The following is a 19,410-nucleotide window of genomic DNA, read 5'->3' as shown; positions in this document are numbered from 1 at the left end:
GACTTGTAGTGAGTGGCGCAGCATGCAGCGTGACAGGGACATAAGCAACTATTCGGCACTGACCTGGAATTATGGGTAATTTTGCCTAAGTGGCGAATGGTTTTTATTACAGAGCTGAACTAAAATATGGCAGTTTTTGGCAAAGTGTGGCAGGGAATGTGCCCGATTAGGCGGTTTTTGGAGGACGACCCACCTAATCGGCGACTTTTCCAGCCATTTTGAGGCCCAATCCGCCTAATCGGGCACTTTTCCTGCCAAAGTTTGGTGTTTTATAGAAAGTTTTATCAGGAGAGCCTCAAAGGAACAATACATCCACAAGGGCAAAAAGAAACCCCCGTGGTTAGAAACCACGGGGGTTAATTGCTTGCAATTAGCTCAGAGTTAGTCTTCAACTACCTCAGGAATAGCACCCATCGGGCACTCTTCTACGCAATCGCCACATGCAATGCAATTTTCTTCGTTAACAACGTCAGCAACGCCGCCAACTACTTCGAGCACCTCTTGGGGGCATGCATCAACGCAGATGCCACAACCAATGCACTCATCAGCCTCAATAACCGGATGGGACATGGTAATCTCCTTCTCATTTTAGAACCTTAAGAGCTTCAGCACTCATCGCTTCATGCAACTTTAGCGTTTAGTATGCTTCACTCCAAAGCTTCAAAACCACATGCCCGTAAGATACCCGACTTTTACTAGATTTCAAGGCAAAAATGAGATTTTTCAAGATGCGGTAATTTCCGGGTGAGACTGGTTACGAAATAATACACAACCCTAGCAAATGCGCGGAAGCTGCTCACCTACCAGCATATCTAAGATGCGAGCGGTGCCAAATGCAGTACGCAAAAACACTTTAGGACCTCGTTCGGGATTAAGCTGCGCCACTTCACCAATGATGGCAGCATCTTCGCCATATGTTTGCGAGCGCATTGCCTCAAGCGCAGCCTCGGCTTCATCGGCGGCAACAACGCACACCATCTTGCCTTCGTTGGCCACCTGCAACACATCATAACCAAGCATTTCACATGCACCACGCACCGCTGGTTTAACGGGAATAGCAGCCTCATCAACAAAAATGTCAGTCTGCGATTGCGCCGCCAACTCATTCAGGGTCGAAGCAAGACCACCACGCGTAGGATCACGAAAACAGCGCGTATGTGGCGCTACGGAAAGCACATGGGCAATGAGATGGTTGAGCGGTGCGGCGTCGCTTTGCAGGTCGGTGGAGAAAGACAGCGACTCTCTACAGCTCATTATTGTGATGCCATGGTCACCCAAACTACCTGTGACCAGCACTTTGTCGCCCGGCTTGCATTCTGCGCCGCCCAGAGTAATACCTGGCGCAAGCGTACCAACGCCTGAAGTATTGATATAGATGCCGTCACCATGACCACGATTGACAACTTTCGTGTCACCCGTAGCAATAATCACACCCGCCTCTTTTGCAGCTTCTGCCATAGATGCGCAAATTCGGCGAAGGTCTTCAACCGGAAAACCCTCTTCCAAGATCATGCCACAGCTTATGTATTTCGGTACAGCGCCGCTGGTGGCCACATCATTGACGGTTCCACACACTGCGAGGCGCCCGATGTCACCTCCAGGGAAAAAGTGAGGCGTGACAACAAAACTATCGGTGGAAAAGGCCAGGCGCTCTCCAGGATTGGGAGCAGCAAGCACAGCTGCATCGTCTCCTTGCAGTAAGATGTCGCTGCCATAGGCGTCGTAAAAGACCTCGTCAATGATGCGTTTCATCATAAGCCCGCCACTGCCGTGGCCAAGCATTACGGTTGTATCCATATCGTTCTCCTTGCAAGTGGGAAAGTAAGGTGCGCGTAGGTTGCGGGGTTCAAGCCGCGCTTGGAGTGTGGGGTGCGGGCTGCAGGGTGCGAAGTGCGCCTAATGCAGCGCGCCTTCGCCAGCGGTAGTCACCACAAGCCTGCCATTCTGCACGCCCTTGGTGCCCAAAATCAAGTTGGCAATATCATGCACAAGTCCTGCTTCACCGCGAAGCACAATCACCTCAAGGCACTGATGAGCATCAACATGCACATGCATGGACGATACAATGTTATCCACGTAATCGTGCTGGATTGTATGCAGCTTTTCCTGCAAGTCAGAGGCATGATGATCAAACACGATTGTAAGGGTTCCCATCACTTCAACGCCCGGAAGCGCGCACTCGTCCTCAATCAACGCATCACGCACCAAATCGCGCACAACCTCACTGCGATTTTTTGCCAACCCTCGACGCGCAACCAGCCGATCAAAACGCACAAGCAACTCTTCGGGCATGGCTACAGAAAAACGCATGAGATCATTGGTCATAGTGAACTTCTTTTCTTAACACCCTACAGCACAAATTCGCCAACGTCGACACGTTATACCAGGTTAACGCTGATTTGCGATGCCGCATTTGCGTCATCTTCCAGCGAATCTTTCGCCTCATCAAGTAGCGCGCGCACATCATCTAAAAGCGCCTGAGCTGCGTGCAATTTTGCACATGTTGTGGGATAACCCGCATCATCTGCCATATGTCCGAGCGTATGTGTCCAGCGGCGCTCCAGCTTAATGTGGTCATCAATTTGATCTATCATCTGCTCGAACTGTCCAGTGTTGATTCCGTTTGTGCACATCGTGCGCCTCCTTTGTTGCTATTATGATGGTTATACGGCGAAACAACTTCAATCGCAAGGGTGAGTGTGAATATTTCTGCAAATGGTAACATGTGCGAAGCAACGCTTGTTTCTACTTGGTCTCTTTTTGGGGAGCATCTCAGCGGCGAACGTTGCGGGATTTTCTTGGTTATAAGCTCAAGTTTGCTTGACCCTGCAGCACGTGACGCTTTGAACTCATCCGCAAAATCGTTTGGATACGGCTGTGCTGCTTGTACCTTTGCCCAGATAGAGGGTGCCCATGACACTCAACTTGACGCCGCCGCTCTCAAATTACTTGTTGAAGGACTTGACCCTTTTTGTATCGTTACCACTGATGCCACATCTGCACAGATGCTTGGCGATGCCTACCAAGTAGGACTTGCACCTAACTCAACATCGCGCATTATGGGTCGTAGCGTTGTGGTACTCAAGTCATTTGAGGAGCAACTCAAAAGTGCCCAAGACAAGCAAGTTGCCTGGGCACTTCTCAAATCACTGCCACGTCACACGGTATAGACACACGTTGCGCCGGGGCCGCCTGCATGCGACATGCGCTCACAAGCAACATTTTGCTTGGCGTGCATAGCTTAAGCCAACACCGCCGCCTCACCACAAGCAAGCAAAGCCTGAACCTCATCAGTGGTTTCTGCTTCAGCATAAATACGCACAAGCGGCTCAGTGCCAGAAGGACGCAGCATCAGCCATGCATCCCCCTCCAAGCACAGTTTCACGCCATCGCGCCTATCAATTGCAACAACTCGCTTGCCAGCAACCTCTTCGGGGGCATATTCAGTCAGCACATGAGCGCGGAAATTCTCCATCTGCTCATCGGTAATTGAAAGGCCACGGCGCTCAAACTCCATGCTTCCAACTTTGCTAAACATATCATCTACCAGCTGCCCAAGCGTCATATGACGCTCTGCCATAGTCTCGCACAAAAGCAGCGCCATAAGCAGACCGTCGCGCTCCATTACGTGATCAGGGATACCAATGCCGCCGGACTCTTCGCCACCTAACATGACGTCGCCTTTTTCCATTTCAGCATAAATCCACTTGAAGCCAACAGGCGTAGAAGTCAGCTCAAGACCCAATCTATCGCACATGCGCTGCAACATAGCCGAGGCAGTCACCGTTGAAACCACGCGACCGCTCAAACCCTTATCCTCAGCCAGATGCGAGGTCACCAGCGTAATAATGCGATGCGGGTTAACAAAGTTGCCGTGCTCGTCCACCGCACCAATGCGGTCAGCATCGCCGTCATTGATAAAGCCGGCGTCAAAACCAAGCTCCACCACTTTCTCCATGCAACGATTAACCCATGGCGCGATTGGCTCAGGATGCAGCCCGTCAAACGTTGGATCGGCCGCATTGTTGATTTCGCACACCTCAACGCCAAGATCACGCAAAAGTCCCGCCAGATAGCCGCGACCCGCACCATACAGCGGATCCACTACAACACGCAGGTGGGCATTAGCAATAGCATCTGCATCAACGCGCGCTTTAAGGGTATCCAAATACGGCGTCATGAGATCAACTTCTGCATATACGCCACGTGCATCAGTAGGAAGCGGCGTTTCAGCCAATACTGCTTCAACACGATCAGTAAGGTCTTTACCTGCAGCGCCACCGTCTGCCAACCTCAGCTTCACACCGAGATACTCTGCAGGATTGTGCGAGCTGGTGAGCATAATGCCCCCCACAGCCTCAGGGTCTTGCGCTACCGACCAGCACAAGGTGGGAGTTGGGCAGTAGTCTTGCGAAAGCTTTACATCAAAGCCATGCGTTGCCGCAACTTCAGCGGCCAACTGGGCATAGGCGTGCGCGTCTTGCCTGCAGTCATGTCCAATAATGAGCGTTCCAGGATTATCCAGCGAACGTCCTGCCGCCACAGCATCTTCTTTAAACACACGTGCCGAAGCATCAATTACACGCACTAAATTATCATCGGTGAATTCTTCGCCAATTATTGCGCGCCATCCATCGGTACCAAAATGAATGTCTGCCACCAGAAATCCTTTCGCTTGCATCTTATGTTGCGCACTCACTGCGTCTTACTTGCGTCTGATTATCATAGCATCACCAAGTTGCAAATCAGACGGCTGCATACCCCGTATCTGGAGAAATCATACGTCCAACAGCATCTCAGGCGAACCGTGCTATCCTTGACGCATACCGTTAGCGCACGAAAGGATACAACTATGGCGCATACAACGCTGGCGAAATCACCACAGCAAACCACCATTCTTGTTACAGGAGGAGCTGGCTTCATTGGCAGCCATACGGTGGTCGAGCTGCTCAAAGGTGGCTACAACGTCGTAATTGTGGATGATCTGAGCAACTCAAGTCCAGTGGCCGTTGATCGCATTCGCACAATCGCCGGCATTGATGCAGATGACCCACAGCTGGTTTTTTATGAGGCCTCCATTTTGGATCGCGATGCGCTGGACCAGATCTTTAGCGCGCATGATGTTGACGCGATGATCCACTTCGCTGGCTATAAGGCTGTTGGCGAAAGCGTGCAAAAGCCCCTCGAATACTACTGGAACAATATTGCCGGCACGCTTGTTTTGTGCGATGTTGCGCGTGATCATGGTGTCAAAAACATCGTTTTTTCTTCAAGCGCAACCGTCTATGGAGAGCCCGAGTTTATTCCCATCACGGAAAGCTGCCCCAAGCACGATGCCACCAATCCTTATGGATGGACCAAAAGTATGCTTGAGCAAATCTTGAGCGACCTTTACGTGGGCGACAACGAGTGGAACATCGTACTACTTCGCTACTTTAACCCGATCGGCGCGCATGAAAGCGGCCTTATTGGCGAAGATCCTAAAGGCATTCCCAATAACCTACTGCCCTATGTTGCACAAGTTGCCGTGGGCAAGCTTGAACAAGTTGGCGTGTTTGGCGACGACTACCCAACCCCTGATGGCACGGGCGTTCGCGACTACATTCACGTAGTTGATTTGGCGCGCGGTCATGCGGCTGCCCTTGACTGGATGGCTGGTCGTGTTGGAACGGGAGAAGCACTCGGCCTAGGATCAGTAGCTGGAGCGCCGGATGCTGATGGTCAGCGCCACGGCGTGGGCATTTTCAACTTGGGCACTGGAACGGGCTCAAGCGTGCTTGACGTTATTAAAGCGTTTGAGCGTGCATGTGGTCATCCGATCCCCTATCAAATCAAACCGCGTCGTGCTGGTGACGTAGCCGAAAACTACGCTGCCTGCGATAAAGCGCGCGAAGAGTTGGGCTGGGTTGCAGAATACGACCTGGAGAGAATGTGCGAAGATAGCTGGCGCTGGCAGTCGCAAAACCCTGATGGGTACGCCACGGCCTAAACGCCTCGAGCGGTTTACCCGACCGCGAATGCGGGACAGGGCGCGAGGCGGGGACGCAGGCCAGGAGGTACGCGAATTGCGAGCCGGATAGCCCAGCTAGGCGCAACCTTAGTCGGGATGCGAGGCGGGACGCAGGCCGGGAGGCACGCGAATTGCACGTTTTTTTAGTTTTCCCTGTTCAGAAGGTTTTATTTTTCAGCTGTGCAACTTTTATATTGCACAGCTGAACTTATTTTTGGCAGTTTTTGGCGAAGTGTGGCAGGAAATGTGCCCGATTAGGCGGTTTTTGGAGGATGACCCACCTAATCGGCGACTTTTCCAGCCATTTTGAGACCCAATCCGCCTAATCGGGCACTTTTCCTGCCAAAGTTTGGTGTTTTATTGCAAATTTTATCACGAGAGGGTCCGAGCTCTTCGCTGCCCACTCCGCCAGGCACCTGAGCAGGGAGAACCTCGGCGTGGGTAGCGCGGGTGCGGGCGCAGGCGGACGGCGCGGTCGCAGGCGGCGCGGGCGGCGGGTGCCGCGGCGAGCACGCCAACCAAACGCAATATAGGTTGCAGCTGGGTGGTCATATGGTCGCACAGACGAAAGCGTGCACCAGCAGAGATGTTATCTTGTTACGCTTTTACTGCAGATGAAGTTTCTATGCCTTGTGGCGATGAATTGGACTCAGCGTTTTCGTTCGGTGTCGCCGTAACCGTATTACCATCGGTATTGGGGGTATCTCCAGCACTGTTCGTTCCAGGTTCAGGAGTGGTGCCAGAAGTGCCTGCTTGACCTGAACTAGTACCGTCCTCCGGGTTAGGGTTAGGGTTAGGATTAGGATTGGGATTGGGATTAGTATCAGTAGGTTCTGTATATCCCGGAGATCCGGTGCCCGCTGGATTTTCACCTAATGGATTATCGCTCCCTTCATACGAAGGAGTTGGGTCTGACTGCGACTCATAATTGTTGGGAACTGGATCATACTGGGGCTCAGGCGGTGTCTGAGGAGTATACTGCTCGTTTCCTCCCCATGTATCAGTGCCTGCTGGAACAGGATCAATCTGTGTATCAGCAGGCGCACCATCGGAAACAATACCACTCGGGTCTTCACCCTTGAGCATAATATCCATTACTTCCTTGGTTTTTTCCTCATCGTTATACACGTATGAGACGCCATTTTCCATGCCCGTCCAAGAAGGAAGCATTGCTGAGTACACCGTAATGCCATCTTCGCCCTTCTTTTCGCGCTCTTCAGCAGTGGCCTTGAATTTCTCTGCAAGCTTCAAGATTTCTTCAGGCGTCATATTTGTGGTTACACATTCAGAAGCCGCTTCAATCACGCCGGGCATCTGCGTAACGGGTAGCTCAAGTACGCGTTGCACAATGGCCATAATGAGCTGGCGCTGATTCTGCGTTCTTGTAAAGTCGCCGTCAGCAAAAGCACGCGAGCGAGCGAAAGCCAGGGCATCGTCACCATACATATGGTATTCCTGGCCCTCTTCAAAAATACGGCGTGGCCAGTCCGGATTAGCAGAAGTGCCATCAGCGTCGGGGTCATCAATAGTCACCTCAGGCGTGATATACACACCGTCGACCGCGTTGACCAACGAAACAAGCTCCTGGAAATTCACTTCGGCATAGTAAGAAATATCAATGCCCAGCTCATCAAGATCAAGCAACTCGCGCGTGGCACTAATAGTTCCAGGCGCCTGCTCAAATGTATAAGCTGCGTTGAACTTATTGATGCCATATTCACGAGTTTCGCCCGTTTCTTTATCGGTATACGAGAAATCAATCTTGGTATCGCGCGGGATTGACACCATCGTTATGAGGTTTTGCGTAGCATCGACACGAACCAAAATGTTTGTGTCAGAGCGAAAACCTGTTGTCTCACCATCTTCAGCTCGACGGTCAGAGCCAATCAGAAGCATATAAAATGGTTCGTTAAAGTCGTCATTTACTACAGGCTTGAGCTCGTTATCAAGCGCGGTAAGCTCCTTTTGCGTTTTGTCGCCTTCGTTGAGCTGACGCACAACATTGTTATACCGGAAAGCAAAAGCTGAGCCTGCACAAATAAGTACGACAACCAGCGCAGATACAACTCCTATAGCAATTTTTTTACCGCGCGGCATTTTGCGAGCTGCATATGCTGGATTGTTGCGCGAATAGCGCGAAGCGCCGCCATTAGTTTGGCTACTGTAAGCATTATTTGCGGCTGAACCCTGTTGTCCGGGGGTATAGACCGGTTTGTAGCCGCCGATGGTTGACTGCTCATTAGTAGGCGTAACATGTGCGCCCTTATGTGAAGCCATATATTCTCCTCAAAGGCTTGCCGAACTCCCACTGTATCAAGCCCTTATAAACTCCCACCTTAAGGGCTGCAAGCCATAGTTTCAATACGTATCGGTGATGCCTTTTGCCGTCAACGCAACCTATTGTGTAATGCGCACAACAAAATGACAACATATGGAGGATATTGTACCACCGATGGCCCTTCACCATAAAATGGGCACGCTTGGACTACACTGCATACATATGCGCAGGTGAAACACGTTTTTTCGCCAAGCATTTGGCGTATTTTGAGCCAATTTTTTTACATATTTACGATCGGTCGTCAGCGTTATTTTGCCTTTAACGGTGCTAAATATGGCGAAGCACGTCCCAACCCGCCATTGTGATGCAGTTGGGCACAACCTTGCCAACAAGACGCAGCAAAAACGACTGCGGCGAAGCACAAACTACTGCCGCATGCATCTTGTTTCCAAAAAGTGCCGCACGGACCACGCTTTTGGCACTTTGTTCGCCAAGTAAATGGCCAACATCTTGCGCGCCACCAGATTGACGCGCCACCTGCTCGAAATTCGTCTTCACCCAGGTCGGACAAAGCGCCGTGAGCGCAATACCACGACCGTGCAACTCAAAACGGAGCGCACGTGAATAGTGCAGCACAAAAGCCTTGCTGGCTGCATACACGTTAAGGTGTGGCAAAGGGGCAAACGCAGCCGCAGAAGCCACTTGAATAAGGTGACCGCCCCGACTCATGTAGGGCAAACACATTCTTGTCATGCTGACAAGCGCTTTGCAATTAAGGTCAATCATGGCGTCAACATCTGCATCTGAGATAGTTTGCCAATCCCCAAACTTTCCAAATCCTGCAGCGTTGACAAGGTATTTCACATTCGGATTCTCGCTGGCAAGCAAATCGCGGATCGCGTCTAAGTCATCACGGTCGGTCAGATCAGCTCGCACAACACGAACCGGCGTGTCCAAGTCAGCCGCCAGCGCCTCAAGTGCCGCCGTGGTACGCGCGCATAACCACAACTCATCAACAACCTGCATCTGGTCAATTTGCAGAGCAAACTCTTTCCCAATACCTGAAGAAGCTCCCGTAATAAGGCCGATGCGCTTCGACGGGAGACACTGCTTGTCATAAGCAGGATCACCATTAATTGATGGCGAAGACGTCATGTCTGGCAATGTCGGCGAAGGAGCCGCTGATGAGGATTGCTCGGTGGTTTTCATGTTGCTCCCCTTTTACTACTTAACGTTAAGCTTTTTGAGATGGTATGCGTCTAATGCAGTATATATGCAGTTGAATGCAACAATATTGGCTGCCCCTAGCACACCCAACAGCCCCAACATAGCGGGCGTAAACGATGCAATATCAAAAAGATGACCCAAGAGACAAACGCATCCCATCAGGCCAACCAGGATAACAACCAGCAACGCCACCCTCAGCGCATTAAACGGAAGAGAAAGGCGAATCACGAGCAGCACGCCAATGCATGCAAGCAGAAGAACGCACACAGTGGACACTTCGCCATAATTCATATGGAAGATGTTGTAACCAACAGCGCAGGTCAGAAGCACGCTCACCACGGCACATAGAGCACCCGGGATGGAATGAACCACACAATTGGTAAGGAATTTGCCGCGCACGATGTCGTGATTGGGTTGCAGCGCAAGCACAAACGAAGGCAGCCCTATGGTGAAAGCCGAAATAAGCGTCATTTGAATGGGGACAAAAGGATACTGCCAAGGCAACAGGATAAAAATTACCGCTAAGGTAATAGACAATAGCGTTTTAACCAGGAACAACGACGCTGACCGCTGAAGATTGTTGATAGCGCGACGCCCCTCAGCAACCACGCGTGGCATGCTGGCGAAGTCGTTATCCACCAGCACCAGCTGCGCCACATTGCGCGCCGCATCTGATCCGCTGGCCATAGCAACACTACAATCGGAAGCCTTAAGCGCAAGAACATCATTGACGCCGTCACCCGTCATGGCAACCGTGTGACCTCTCTTCTGAAGCGCCAAGACGAACGCTTTTTTCTGTTCAGGACGCACACGCCCGAAGACCGCATACGTATCCATAGCCTGGTCAATAGCCTCGTCCGAAGTAAGCGTTGCTGCATCCACATATGCCTGCGCATGCGGAATTCCTACGCGCTCGGCAATACCAGAGACAGTGGCGGGATCATCGCCTGAGATGACTTTAAGCGTCACGCCTTGATCAATAAAGTAGCGAATTGTTTGTGCAGCTGTAGGGCGAATTTCGTCCTCAATGCAAATAAACGCCAGAGGTGTAATTTGAGAGGTTGCTTTGATGATAGCGCCGTTTTCATCAAAGCCCGGCACGCGGGCAAGCACCAATACGCGTGAGCGTTTCGCCAGCTCATCAAGTTGTAATTGCACTTGCGCTAATGCTTCAGGAGCACTTGCAAGCACAAATTGCGTGGCTCCCATCACATACGAATTGCCGTCGGCAAGTGTTGCACCTGAGTATTTGCGATCCGACGAGAAAGGGATCACGCGCGTGGCTTTTTGCTTCGGGGTGTTTGCGAAGTAGTGCTGTAATGCTTGCGCTGTTTCATTTGGGTCTTCGTCAGACGCAGCAAGAGAGGCAAAGATCTCGCCAGCCTGGGTGACGGATACAACGTCGGGAGTGACGCCGCCACCAGGAGCAGCGGCAACGTCGGCTCCGGCGGTAATGGGTTCCACCGAAACAACCTTCATAGCACCCGTAGTAATAGTGCCTGTCTTGTCCAAGCACAGCACGTCTACGCGCGCCAACGTCTCAATGCAGTAAAGCTGTTGCACGAGCACTTGGTGTTTTGCCAAACGAATAACGGCAACCGCAAGCACCGTTGAGGTAAGAAGAATAAGTCCCTCAGGAATCATGCCCACCAAAGCCGAGACTGTGGACAAAATGGCTGAATCCCATGCAACGCCGTGCGAAAAATACGTGATGCAAAATAGCAAAATACCAATAGGAAACATGCCAATACTCACAAATTTGATGATGGCATTAAGCGATGTCACGATCTCAGAGTTGATAGCTTTACGCTGCTTTGCCTCATTGGTGATTTTTGCCGCATAATTGTCAGCGCCAACATGCTCAACGCGTGCCCACACCGAACCCGCGTTAATAAAAGAGCCACTCATGAGCTCGTCGTTTACGGTTTTGCGAATCATTTTGCTTTCGCCCGTCAGCAACGATTCATTCGCTTGACATTCGCCATCTACAACAAGCGCATCCGCAGGCACCTGGTCTCCACGCCCGAGCTTGATGACATCGCCAAGCACCAGCTCATGAGCAGGCACTTCAACTTCTTTGCCATCGCGCATGGCAGTTATCACCGATTCGGTAAGAATCGCCAGCTTATCAGTTGTTATTTTCGAGCGAATTTCTTGAACGATGCCAATGATTGTATTGATGACAATCACCAACATGAACAGCATGTTTTTGTAGGAACCCGTCAGAAAAACCAGCACCGCCAAAATGAAATTGACCGCGTTAAATAAGGTGCAAATATTTTCGCGAGCAATTTGGCCATATGAACGAGACTTCACGCTTGTGTCAACGTTGATCTGACCAGCTTGGCGCGCGGCCTCCACTTGTTGTGCAGAAAGTCCTTGAATATCCATGAGCGCCCGATTTCGGTTGATTTGATACGCATCTGACTCACCATTATAGAAAGCATGGCGAAAAGCTCCTTGAGGTGGTTCACTTGTTTGCGAAACCGTTGCCGCGCAGACACCTTCAACTAACAAGCATTATTCACCTATAAGATGCTTGCGAGCAGCCTGATGCTGTGTTGGAATCTTCGACAAAGGAAGATCTTTAACGACTTCCTCGGTTCCCGCATCCAATGCCGTTTGGTAATACCAGCACTTAAAGTCCACAACGCTCAGCGTTTTTTGCAGCTGCTCAATCTCGGCAAGTATCGTTTTGCGCCTGTCTTTAAAAAGCGCCAGTCTATCCGACAGCGTGGCATCTCCTTGCTGAACCATATTCATAAAGTCACGGATTTCTTTAATTGAAAGCCCTGATTCCTTGAGGCATTCAATGACGCGACATGCCTCAAGATCTCGCTCTGAATAGCAGCGACGACCGCTTTTGGTGCGCGCTACTTCAGGAAGAAGCCCCTCGGATTCGTAATAGCGAAGCGTTGAAGGCGCCACTCCAATGCGTCGCGCTGCTTCGCCCACGGTATATGACATGCTGCCGTCCTTTAAATCAAGTGTACAGAGATCCATCAAGCGTGTGCGACCTATTAATCTCATATTTTCGCTTGGCTTAAAGTTAACTTTAACTTGTAGACTCGCTTTTGACAAGCACGCAGGAACTTCTCTCACACAAACTCATGCAGGCACACGTCGCAAGCGAAAGGATATAAGCATGCAAGAAGAACAACTACACCTCACACAAGAATGGGATAAGGTCTTTCCTCAAAGCGACAAGGTTGACCACGAAAAGATAACGTTTCACAACCGCTACGGCATTACGCTGGCCGCAGACGTATACAAGCCCAAAGGTGCATCCGCACCTCTCGCCGCAATTGCTGTGGCTGGTCCTTTCGGCGCGGTCAAGGAACAATCGAGCGGTCTTTATGCTCAGCAGCTTGCCGAACGAGGCTTTTTGACCATTGCCTTCGATCCCTCATATACTGGCGAAAGCGGCGGTACACCTCGATACGTTGCTTCGCCCGACATCAATACCGAAGACTTTTGCGCCGCAGTTGATTATCTTTCATGTCGCGAAGACGTTGATCCAGCGCGCATTGGCATTTGCGGTATTTGTGGCTGGGGCGGTCTGGCACTTTCTGCTGCCGAAAATGATCCGCGCATAAAGGCAACCGTGGCTTCAACCATGTATGACATGTCGCGCGTAAACGCTAAAGGGTATTTCGACACCGCTGATTCCAAAGAGGCTCGCAATGCAGCACGCGCACAAATGGCTGCTCAGCGAACTGAAGATTACCGAAGCGGCACCTACAAACGCGCGGGCGGCGTAGTGGATCCCCTTCCTGCAGATGCTCCACAGTTTGTTCGCGACTACCACGACTACTATAAGACTGCACGCGGATACCATCCTCGCTCACTCAATTCAAACGAAGGCTGGAATGTCACCTCTAACCTGCCCTTTTTCAATCTACCGCTCATGAATTATCTGGAAGAAATTGAAAGCGCTGTTCTTATCATTCATGGCGAAAAAGCGCATTCCAGCTACTTTGGGAAAGATACTTTTGCGCGCTTGCCGCAAAACAAGGGAGATTACGAGCATGCCAACAAGGGTCTCATACTTGTTCCGGGAGCGAGCCATTGCGATCTTTATGATCAGCTGGACAAGATCCCTTTTGACGCAGTGGAGACATTCTATCGCGAATACCTTGGCTAAGGAGATCCGTACGGCACGCCTCCTTCGCCATCTGGGCTCTACAAGCTTCCGAAGTATTCCTGCTTTACCCACAAAATACGAAAAACCGACTTATCAAGGCGCGCTTCGCTTAATTCGCCCGCGTATATGGCATCAAGCACGCCTTGATAAGCTTGAGCAAAATTCTCAGGCATAAGAAGCACATCGCATCCCGCATGCAATGCAGAAACTGCCGCCTGATCTGGTGTGTAGTAATTTGTTATGGCTCCCATGGAAAGCGAATCAGTCACCACAACGCCCTCAAACTTCAACTCTTCACGCAAGATATTCTGCACAAGAGCACCACTTAATGATGCCGGCGTCGTATCTCCTGCCACCTCGGGCACGCCAACATGTCCCACCATGATGAGCGGCACCCCGGCATCAATTGCAGATACGAATGGCACAAGGTCAAGCGCTTCAAGTTCTGCGCGCGTTTGGTGAATGACGATTGCCTCATCGTGCGAGTCGCCCACCGCCGCTCCGATACCAGGAAAGTGTTTTGCACAGCTGATCAGACCTTTTTCGCGAAATCCCGAAATCTCTGCACTCACCATATCGGCAACCTGCGCCGCGCTGGAAGAAAATGAGCGCGCGGTCATTATGTCGCTCACGTCTGGATGAGCAACATCGACCACGGGTGCGAATACCGCATTGAACCCCAGCGGTCGCACATAGCCGGCGATGTATTCTGCTGCATTTTTCGCGCGCGAAGCGTCCCCCGCCTCACCGAGATCTGAAGCAGCACCCACGTTTTCCACGCCAAACGCATCATTGTTGGCTATACGCGCCACCTGACCGCTCTCTTCGTCCACGCACATAAACGGCGCGACGTTTTCACTTTGCGCAAAGTAGTCAGTCATATTTGTGAGCAAATCGGTCGTCTGACCTGGTGTTATCAAATTGGAAGCGAAATATATAAAGCCGCCGACGGGGTAGTCGGCTAGAGCCGCCTGCCCTACCTAGGCAGCCTGCGTAACAGGAGAAACTCCCGCCGCAAGCGATTCAGGAGCCACCACAAACAGCTGTGCAACCTTTTGCTCAAGCGACATTTCTTGCATACGTGCACGAACCACAGCTCGCATTTCGTCAGCGGGATCAACGGGCGCTTCTGCTTTATCCGAATGAAGTTCTTGCTGATCAGAAGGTTGCTCTGTCTTTTGTTCACCCAAGGAAGCGTCACTGTCTGTCATCTGGCCGGATGACGCTGGCGCACTGTTTGTTTCGCGGGCGCACGCTCCCAACGCAAGCGTACCGGCCGTGATGGCTGCCAATTGCGTGAAGCGTCGACGAGTGAATGTGGTTGGAAGAGCGTTCATGGGCACCTCAATTTCAGATGACTAAGCTTGATTATAAGAACAATCGGGCGAAACTGCGCACCATTTTTGTTACAGAGCTGAACTAATTTTTGGCGGTTTTTGGCGAAGTGTGGCAGGAAATGTGCTTTCGCCAGGCAATTTAGGTGCGCTGCAAAATAATATCGCCCGCCAACAAACATTGCTGACGGGCGATTGGAGTTCTTGCCGGTGCGCTGGCTTGAACTCAACTTTAAGAGAGTTACTTTGGCGAAGATTCTCAACACATCTTAAAAGGAGGCTTATAGGATATAAAGCGCTAAGAGTGCCACGGGGTTGCAGCAAGGGCAACCTTATCTGCGGAGTTATGCAGAAGGCTCCTGCTGCGTGATGCAGTGGATGTTGCCGCCGCCATAAACGACCTGTTCAGACTGGACACCTACGCACTTGTAGGCATCTTTGCCCCATACCTCGTCGTAAATCTCTTGAAGCGTATCCACTGCCAATTGGTCGCTTTCGTCGCCGTACTGAGGAACGATAACGCCCTTGTTGGTAACCAGGTAGTTCATGTAAGACGCAATCAGCGGCTCGTCTGCAACGCGCGGCTCGGCATTCTCATCTGCGTCGATAGAATCACATGAAGCTTGATCCATATACAGCGGGTTAACCGGCATAGGAAGCTTATAGACTTTGATCTGGCGACCCTTTGCGTCCACAGCGTTGGAAAGCGTCTCATATGCAGCATGGCACTGATCATAGAACGGGTAGTCTGGATCATCGGTCCAGATGCAAGCCATCACACCAGGAGCAATAAAGGTTGCAACGTCGTCAATGTGACCGTTGGTCTCTTCAGGGTCAATGCCTTCCTTAACCCAGATGACCTTCTCGACACCGAGATATTGCTTGAGCTCTTCTTCCATGTAAGCACGCAGCTCTTCGCTCCACGGCTCAAACTTCTTAGCATATGCTGGCCAAATGGTGTCCTCATCCTCTTCGTCAGCAAGCACAGCTGAGGCCGTACGACCAGGTGAAAGCAGGCATTGATCGGTAACTACAAGCGTGCCTTCGCCATCAACGGTGATGGAACCACCCTCCAGAATCATATCGTCGGGACGATAGCGACGGCAGTGAGACAACTCGGCCATCTTCTCAGCAATCTGCTCGTCTTTGTCCCACGGGAAATACAAGCCGTCAATCAAGCCGCCATACGCATTGAAGTGCCAGTGACATGCACGCTTGTCGCCCTTGCCGTCAATAACGAAGGTAGCACCGGTATCACGGAACCATGCATCGTCGGTGGTCATCTCAATGACGGTCACGTTCTCATCGTCCTCAAACACTGCTTTGCAGTTGGCGAAGTCAGCCTGATTTGCACACATCACAACGGGCGTGAATTCAGCAATTGCGCGTGCAATCTCGGCATACTGAGCCTGCGCCGGCTTAGCACCGTGTGCCCAGGTATCGGTACGATGCGGCCATCCCATCCACACACGATCTTGCGGAGCAAACTCAGCAGGCATATAGAATCCATCAGCAGCAGGAGTTGACTGGCTTTCATAAATTGTTTTCATATCTCTCATCCTTTTCAGATAATCACTTCTGATTTTTACACGGATCGAAGAAAAGTGTCACTACAGAACTTTTTCTGGTTCGCCGCCACGAGCAGCTAGGATCTCGTCAATTTGCTCGGGATCAACAGGCTCAAGCTCATCATGCTCGCCAGCAGCCTCTTCCTCCAAACGCTGTGCAGCAAGCGCTGGTGTGAGACCCTTGAACTCGGTTTTGCGTCCACGTGCTGACCATATGCGGATGACCTCACCTAAGATCACAAACACTATCACGCCAATGAGCATCGGAAGCTTGTCGGCTACCTCATCAGCAGAAAGCGGAACGATGGTAGCAATGATGGCCAACACTAGCTCAACAGCGGGGATGATCAGCGCAATCATCATAGCAGTACCCTTGAAGGGGAAGCGGAATACGCGCGGACGGTTCGGATCAACCTTGCGAAGCTTCACAAACGCCGGGAACATGGGGATGTATGCCATGAGCAGGGGGTGCGTTGTATTCCGATTTGTTTGTATATAGCGGCGGCATGCCTCATTGTGTACACCATGGCAGAATCGGCGTTGCGCCAGTGGCTTTTTTACGAGTTGCGCCAGGTATTCTTGGCAGGAACTGGCGTTGTAATTGTATGGTGTTATCGCCACCAAACAGACGAAGTAGAGCGCATTCGTCTACGTCGCTTTAAATGGCTATTCTTTGTATCTGTCGTGTTATTGGTACTAATTGTCATTGAAGACACCATAGTCATCTTCATCTTAGATCCACTCAATGCTGTCACTCCCGCTCCGCTCTATCTTTCGGAGCGCAATTTTTCTGAAAACCTGCTTGCGAGCATATATGCCGTATTCGCCATCTACCAAACAGGAAAGATGCTGCAACTGCGCTTCAATGAGCCCATTGAAGCAAACACTCCTGTTCGTGAACGCCACATTGAAGATCTTCTTCCCTCATATTGTGCACGCCACGATCTCACCGCGCGCGAACGCGACATTTTGGTGCTGATCCTCAAGGGCAATGACAATCAAAATATTGCAAGCGAACTTCACGTAGCCCTTGGCACCGTTAAAGCGCATACGCACAACATCATGGTGAAGGCGAACTGTGCGTCACGTCAGGATCTTATTCGCGATTTTTGGAAGGACTAGCCCCAACTTCCGAACGCTCGGTTGAATTTGCAGTTGGTGAGGTTGCTACTTGCGCGCGAGAAGCGGCTTTGACCGCACGAACATAGAACAGCGAAATTACCAAGCCTATCACCAAAATACCCATTGCAATTATCAACGTATGGGAAAAACCAAACGCGTATGCGGCAGCTTTAGTGGCACCTGACGCCCGCGCGGTTGCAACGTCCGAAGACATGATACCCACAAAGAGCGCAGAACTAATTGACCCTGCTATCTGCACTAACGTTGAATGAATGGCTGATCCACTTGACGCTTCGGTGTGCGGAATGACTTCCAAGTCAACACTTTTAATGGAGGGATACATCATGCCATAAGCAGCACACGTCAAAGCAATGCACACCAAAAACATGCTCACCAATTGAGCTTCTGCGGCAAAGTAAGTAGCCACAAAACCGCAAATCATGACAACAAATCCGAGCGGAACCAATGGCCAAACGCCATGCTTCGCCAACACCTTGCCGCTCATGAAGCAAAAGACGCCATAGCACAGTATTGGTAGCGCCAGCATACAACCAGCAGCAAAAGGTGTAGCCGACACGCTCCCCTCAAGATAAAGCGGTGCTAACAAGCTCACATAAACTGAGCCCATGTACGATATCACCACGAGCGTTTCACCAAGCGCAAATGCACGCGTTTTAAAGGGACGCAGATCAAGCAGAGGGTCCTTTAGATGACGCTGACGGAGAATAAACAATGCCGTCATGATCAGCGCGAACACCATAAGAGCACTAGACGGTAGCGGGTCGCGCGTAACGTCGTTGAGGCCATACATGAATGTGGCAAGTGCAATAGAGCTCAAAACAACACTTAAAGCGTCAATTCTCTTAGCAAAGCGCGGCGTCAAATCACGCAAGGTGATGCAGCCGCATATCAACAATACAGCTGACGTGATAGTGGGCAACAAAAAGAGCGCATGGAGGCCAAAATAAGTAATGATAAGTCCAGTAATGAGCGGCGCTACCGCAAGGCCAATACCGATAATTCCGCTATTGATGGAAAGTAACACTCCCGCACGATTTTGCGGAGAAAGGCGCAAAAGTGCTACGTTTACCAGCGGAAATGTCAGACCTGTTGTAATTGCCTGAATGAGTCGCGCAACAATCATCACGGGAAAATTCCACGCCAAAAAGCCCAAAAGTGAACCTACAACGGCACTCACATATGAAGCGACCATGACACGACGAATCCCAAAGCGCGCAATGAGCGACGCTACGGTGGTAATTACCGCACCGGTGACGATTGCATAGCCCAACACCACCCAGTTCGCCTGCGAAAGGGAGACCGCATAATCAGTAGCAACTTGATCAAGTGCAACGTTCATAAGCGACTGCATAAACGATGCATTGAGTGTAGAAGCAAGCATGATAACGATCATCCAAATGCGCACACGACCCTGTGGCAGCTCAACCTGAGTTGACGGAGGATGAGCGTTTGATGTGGTGCAAGATGCGGAGGGGCAGGTATGTAGTGACGGTTGCTTCATGCTTAGGAATTGTGCGCTCCGCTTGTGTAGGCATTCCACGAGAGTTTCGCTCTGTCATGGGTTTGTCATCGCCCGTTCATACAACCGATGCGAGGGTATTCAGGCATTTTTTCGCTCCCCACGCATAATGCTTTCGACTTTATCTCAAACGGTTCTCACTTGTATTACAGCTACCGCTCTCTCAAATTCCTGCAAAACGTGCATC

17 protein-coding genes and 1 pseudogene are annotated in these 19,410 nt (G+C 51.0%); 4 read left to right on the top strand and 14 right to left on the bottom strand.

Features of this window, described 5'->3' with window-relative positions:
• Window positions 1-381 precede the first annotated feature (381 nt).
• From NFR28_RS02880 to NFR28_RS02865, 4 genes are all read right to left on the bottom strand, one after another.
• Window positions 382-570, bottom strand: a complete 189-nt coding sequence (locus NFR28_RS02880; protein ID WP_120361131.1) for a 4Fe-4S binding protein — start codon at window positions 568-570, stop codon at window positions 382-384.
• 204 nt (window positions 571-774) lie between these two features.
• Complete coding sequence (gene hypE / locus NFR28_RS02875; protein ID WP_251178321.1) at window positions 775-1,797, bottom strand: hydrogenase expression/formation protein HypE; 1,023 nt, start codon at window positions 1,795-1,797, stop codon at window positions 775-777.
• A gap of 99 nt (window positions 1,798-1,896) precedes the next feature.
• Entirely contained in the window at window positions 1,897-2,325 is a 429-nt protein-coding gene (nikR, locus tag NFR28_RS02870) for a nickel-responsive transcriptional regulator NikR (protein ID WP_251178320.1), read from the bottom strand.
• A gap of 53 nt (window positions 2,326-2,378) precedes the next feature.
• The gene (locus NFR28_RS02865) at window positions 2,379-2,633 is read right to left on the bottom strand and encodes a dynein gamma chain protein (protein ID WP_120361172.1); all 255 of its coding nucleotides are present in this window, start codon (window positions 2,631-2,633) and stop codon (window positions 2,379-2,381) included.
• A 66-nt stretch (window positions 2,634-2,699) separates the two neighbouring features.
• Here NFR28_RS02865 and NFR28_RS02860 point away from each other — a divergent pair, with 66 nt between their 5' ends.
• Window positions 2,700-3,170, top strand: a complete 471-nt coding sequence (locus NFR28_RS02860; RefSeq protein WP_251178319.1) for a hypothetical protein — start codon at window positions 2,700-2,702, stop codon at window positions 3,168-3,170.
• Between the two features lie 71 nt (window positions 3,171-3,241).
• Here NFR28_RS02860 and NFR28_RS02855 read toward each other — a convergent pair whose 3' ends face one another.
• A complete protein-coding gene (locus NFR28_RS02855; protein ID WP_251178318.1) occupies window positions 3,242-4,660 on the bottom strand; it encodes a phosphohexomutase domain-containing protein in 1,419 nt (472 codons plus the stop codon).
• A 192-nt stretch (window positions 4,661-4,852) separates the two neighbouring features.
• Between NFR28_RS02855 and galE the strand changes: the two genes are divergently transcribed.
• A complete protein-coding gene (gene galE, locus NFR28_RS02850; protein WP_251178317.1) occupies window positions 4,853-5,989 on the top strand; it encodes a UDP-glucose 4-epimerase GalE in 1,137 nt (378 codons plus the stop codon).
• Window positions 5,990-6,607: 618 nt separating this feature from the next.
• On the opposite strand, the gene NFR28_RS02845 is transcribed toward galE, so the two are convergent.
• The 4 genes from NFR28_RS02845 to NFR28_RS02830 form a co-directional block, all read right to left on the bottom strand.
• Window positions 6,608-8,287, bottom strand: coding sequence for an LCP family protein (locus NFR28_RS02845; protein ID WP_251178316.1), 1,680 nt, complete (start codon window positions 8,285-8,287; stop codon window positions 6,608-6,610).
• Window positions 8,288-8,615: 328 nt separating this feature from the next.
• A complete protein-coding gene (locus NFR28_RS02840; protein ID WP_251178315.1) occupies window positions 8,616-9,497 on the bottom strand; it encodes an SDR family NAD(P)-dependent oxidoreductase in 882 nt (293 codons plus the stop codon).
• Between the two features lie 15 nt (window positions 9,498-9,512).
• The gene (locus tag NFR28_RS02835; RefSeq protein ID WP_251178314.1) at window positions 9,513-12,032 is read right to left on the bottom strand and encodes an HAD-IC family P-type ATPase; all 2,520 of its coding nucleotides are present in this window, start codon (window positions 12,030-12,032) and stop codon (window positions 9,513-9,515) included.
• 3 nt (window positions 12,033-12,035) lie between these two features.
• Window positions 12,036-12,482 carry a MerR family transcriptional regulator gene (locus tag NFR28_RS02830; RefSeq protein WP_251178313.1) on the bottom strand — a complete coding sequence of 149 codons (447 nt, stop codon included), beginning with the start codon at window positions 12,480-12,482 and terminating at the stop codon, window positions 12,036-12,038.
• A 178-nt stretch (window positions 12,483-12,660) separates the two neighbouring features.
• Here NFR28_RS02830 and NFR28_RS02825 point away from each other — a divergent pair, with 178 nt between their 5' ends.
• The gene (locus NFR28_RS02825; RefSeq protein WP_251178312.1) at window positions 12,661-13,659 is read left to right on the top strand and encodes an alpha/beta hydrolase; all 999 of its coding nucleotides are present in this window, start codon (window positions 12,661-12,663) and stop codon (window positions 13,657-13,659) included.
• A gap of 38 nt (window positions 13,660-13,697) precedes the next feature.
• Here the strand turns inward: NFR28_RS02825 and NFR28_RS02820 are convergent.
• The 4 genes and pseudogenes from NFR28_RS02820 to NFR28_RS02805 form a co-directional block, all read right to left on the bottom strand.
• A pseudogene (locus tag NFR28_RS02820) lies at window positions 13,698-14,621 on the bottom strand (glycoside hydrolase family 3 N-terminal domain-containing protein); the annotation flags it as partial.
• 18 nt (window positions 14,622-14,639) lie between these two features.
• Window positions 14,640-14,996, bottom strand: coding sequence for a hypothetical protein (locus tag NFR28_RS02815; protein WP_251178310.1), 357 nt, complete (start codon window positions 14,994-14,996; stop codon window positions 14,640-14,642).
• 341 nt (window positions 14,997-15,337) lie between these two features.
• Window positions 15,338-16,543, bottom strand: coding sequence for an agmatine deiminase family protein (locus NFR28_RS02810; protein WP_251178309.1), 1,206 nt, complete (start codon window positions 16,541-16,543; stop codon window positions 15,338-15,340).
• Window positions 16,544-16,603: 60 nt separating this feature from the next.
• Window positions 16,604-17,020 carry a hypothetical protein gene (locus tag NFR28_RS02805; protein ID WP_251178308.1) on the bottom strand — a complete coding sequence of 139 codons (417 nt, stop codon included), beginning with the start codon at window positions 17,018-17,020 and terminating at the stop codon, window positions 16,604-16,606.
• Window positions 17,021-17,086: 66 nt separating this feature from the next.
• On the opposite strand from NFR28_RS02805, the gene NFR28_RS02800 reads away from it, so the two are divergent.
• Window positions 17,087-17,683, top strand: coding sequence for a helix-turn-helix transcriptional regulator (locus NFR28_RS02800; RefSeq protein ID WP_251178307.1), 597 nt, complete (start codon window positions 17,087-17,089; stop codon window positions 17,681-17,683).
• Here the strand turns inward: NFR28_RS02800 and NFR28_RS02795 are convergent.
• Window positions 17,658-19,205, bottom strand: a complete 1,548-nt coding sequence (locus tag NFR28_RS02795) for an MFS transporter (RefSeq protein WP_251178306.1) — start codon at window positions 19,203-19,205, stop codon at window positions 17,658-17,660. The genes NFR28_RS02800 and NFR28_RS02795 overlap by 26 nt on opposite strands.
• Between the last annotated feature and the right edge of the window lie 205 nt (window positions 19,206-19,410).

Source organism: Adlercreutzia agrestimuris (genome assembly GCF_943193125.1).
GTDB classification, from domain to species: domain Bacteria; phylum Actinomycetota; class Coriobacteriia; order Coriobacteriales; family Eggerthellaceae; genus Xiamenia; species Xiamenia agrestimuris.
This window is presented reverse-complemented; position numbering and strand designations above follow the sequence as displayed.

Excerpts from the sequence above, each read along its gene's own strand:
- NFR28_RS02880 (WP_120361131.1), bottom strand. The coding sequence starts at position 570 with ATGTCCCATCCGGTTATTGAGGCTGATGAGTGCATTGGTTGTGGCATC.
- hypE (WP_251178321.1), bottom strand. The coding sequence starts at position 1,797 with ATGGATACAACCGTAATGCTTGGCCACGGCAGTGGCGGGCTTATGATG.
- nikR (WP_251178320.1), bottom strand. The coding sequence starts at position 2,325 with ATGACCAATGATCTCATGCGTTTTTCTGTAGCCATGCCCGAAGAGTTG.
- NFR28_RS02865 (WP_120361172.1), bottom strand. The coding sequence starts at position 2,633 with ATGTGCACAAACGGAATCAACACTGGACAGTTCGAGCAGATGATAGAT.
- galE (WP_251178317.1), top strand. The coding sequence starts at position 4,853 with ATGGCGCATACAACGCTGGCGAAATCACCACAGCAAACCACCATTCTT.
- NFR28_RS02845 (WP_251178316.1), bottom strand. The coding sequence starts at position 8,287 with ATGGCTTCACATAAGGGCGCACATGTTACGCCTACTAATGAGCAGTCA.
- NFR28_RS02840 (WP_251178315.1), bottom strand. The coding sequence starts at position 9,497 with ATGAAAACCACCGAGCAATCCTCATCAGCGGCTCCTTCGCCGACATTG.
- NFR28_RS02830 (WP_251178313.1), bottom strand. The coding sequence starts at position 12,482 with ATGTCATATACCGTGGGCGAAGCAGCGCGACGCATTGGAGTGGCGCCT.
- NFR28_RS02825 (WP_251178312.1), top strand. The coding sequence starts at position 12,661 with ATGCAAGAAGAACAACTACACCTCACACAAGAATGGGATAAGGTCTTT.
- NFR28_RS02815 (WP_251178310.1), bottom strand. The coding sequence starts at position 14,996 with ATGAACGCTCTTCCAACCACATTCACTCGTCGACGCTTCACGCAATTG.
- NFR28_RS02810 (WP_251178309.1), bottom strand. The coding sequence starts at position 16,543 with ATGAAAACAATTTATGAAAGCCAGTCAACTCCTGCTGCTGATGGATTC.
- NFR28_RS02805 (WP_251178308.1), bottom strand. The coding sequence starts at position 17,020 with ATGGCATACATCCCCATGTTCCCGGCGTTTGTGAAGCTTCGCAAGGTT.
- NFR28_RS02800 (WP_251178307.1), top strand. The coding sequence starts at position 17,087 with ATGGCAGAATCGGCGTTGCGCCAGTGGCTTTTTTACGAGTTGCGCCAG.
- NFR28_RS02795 (WP_251178306.1), bottom strand. The coding sequence starts at position 19,205 with ATGAAGCAACCGTCACTACATACCTGCCCCTCCGCATCTTGCACCACA.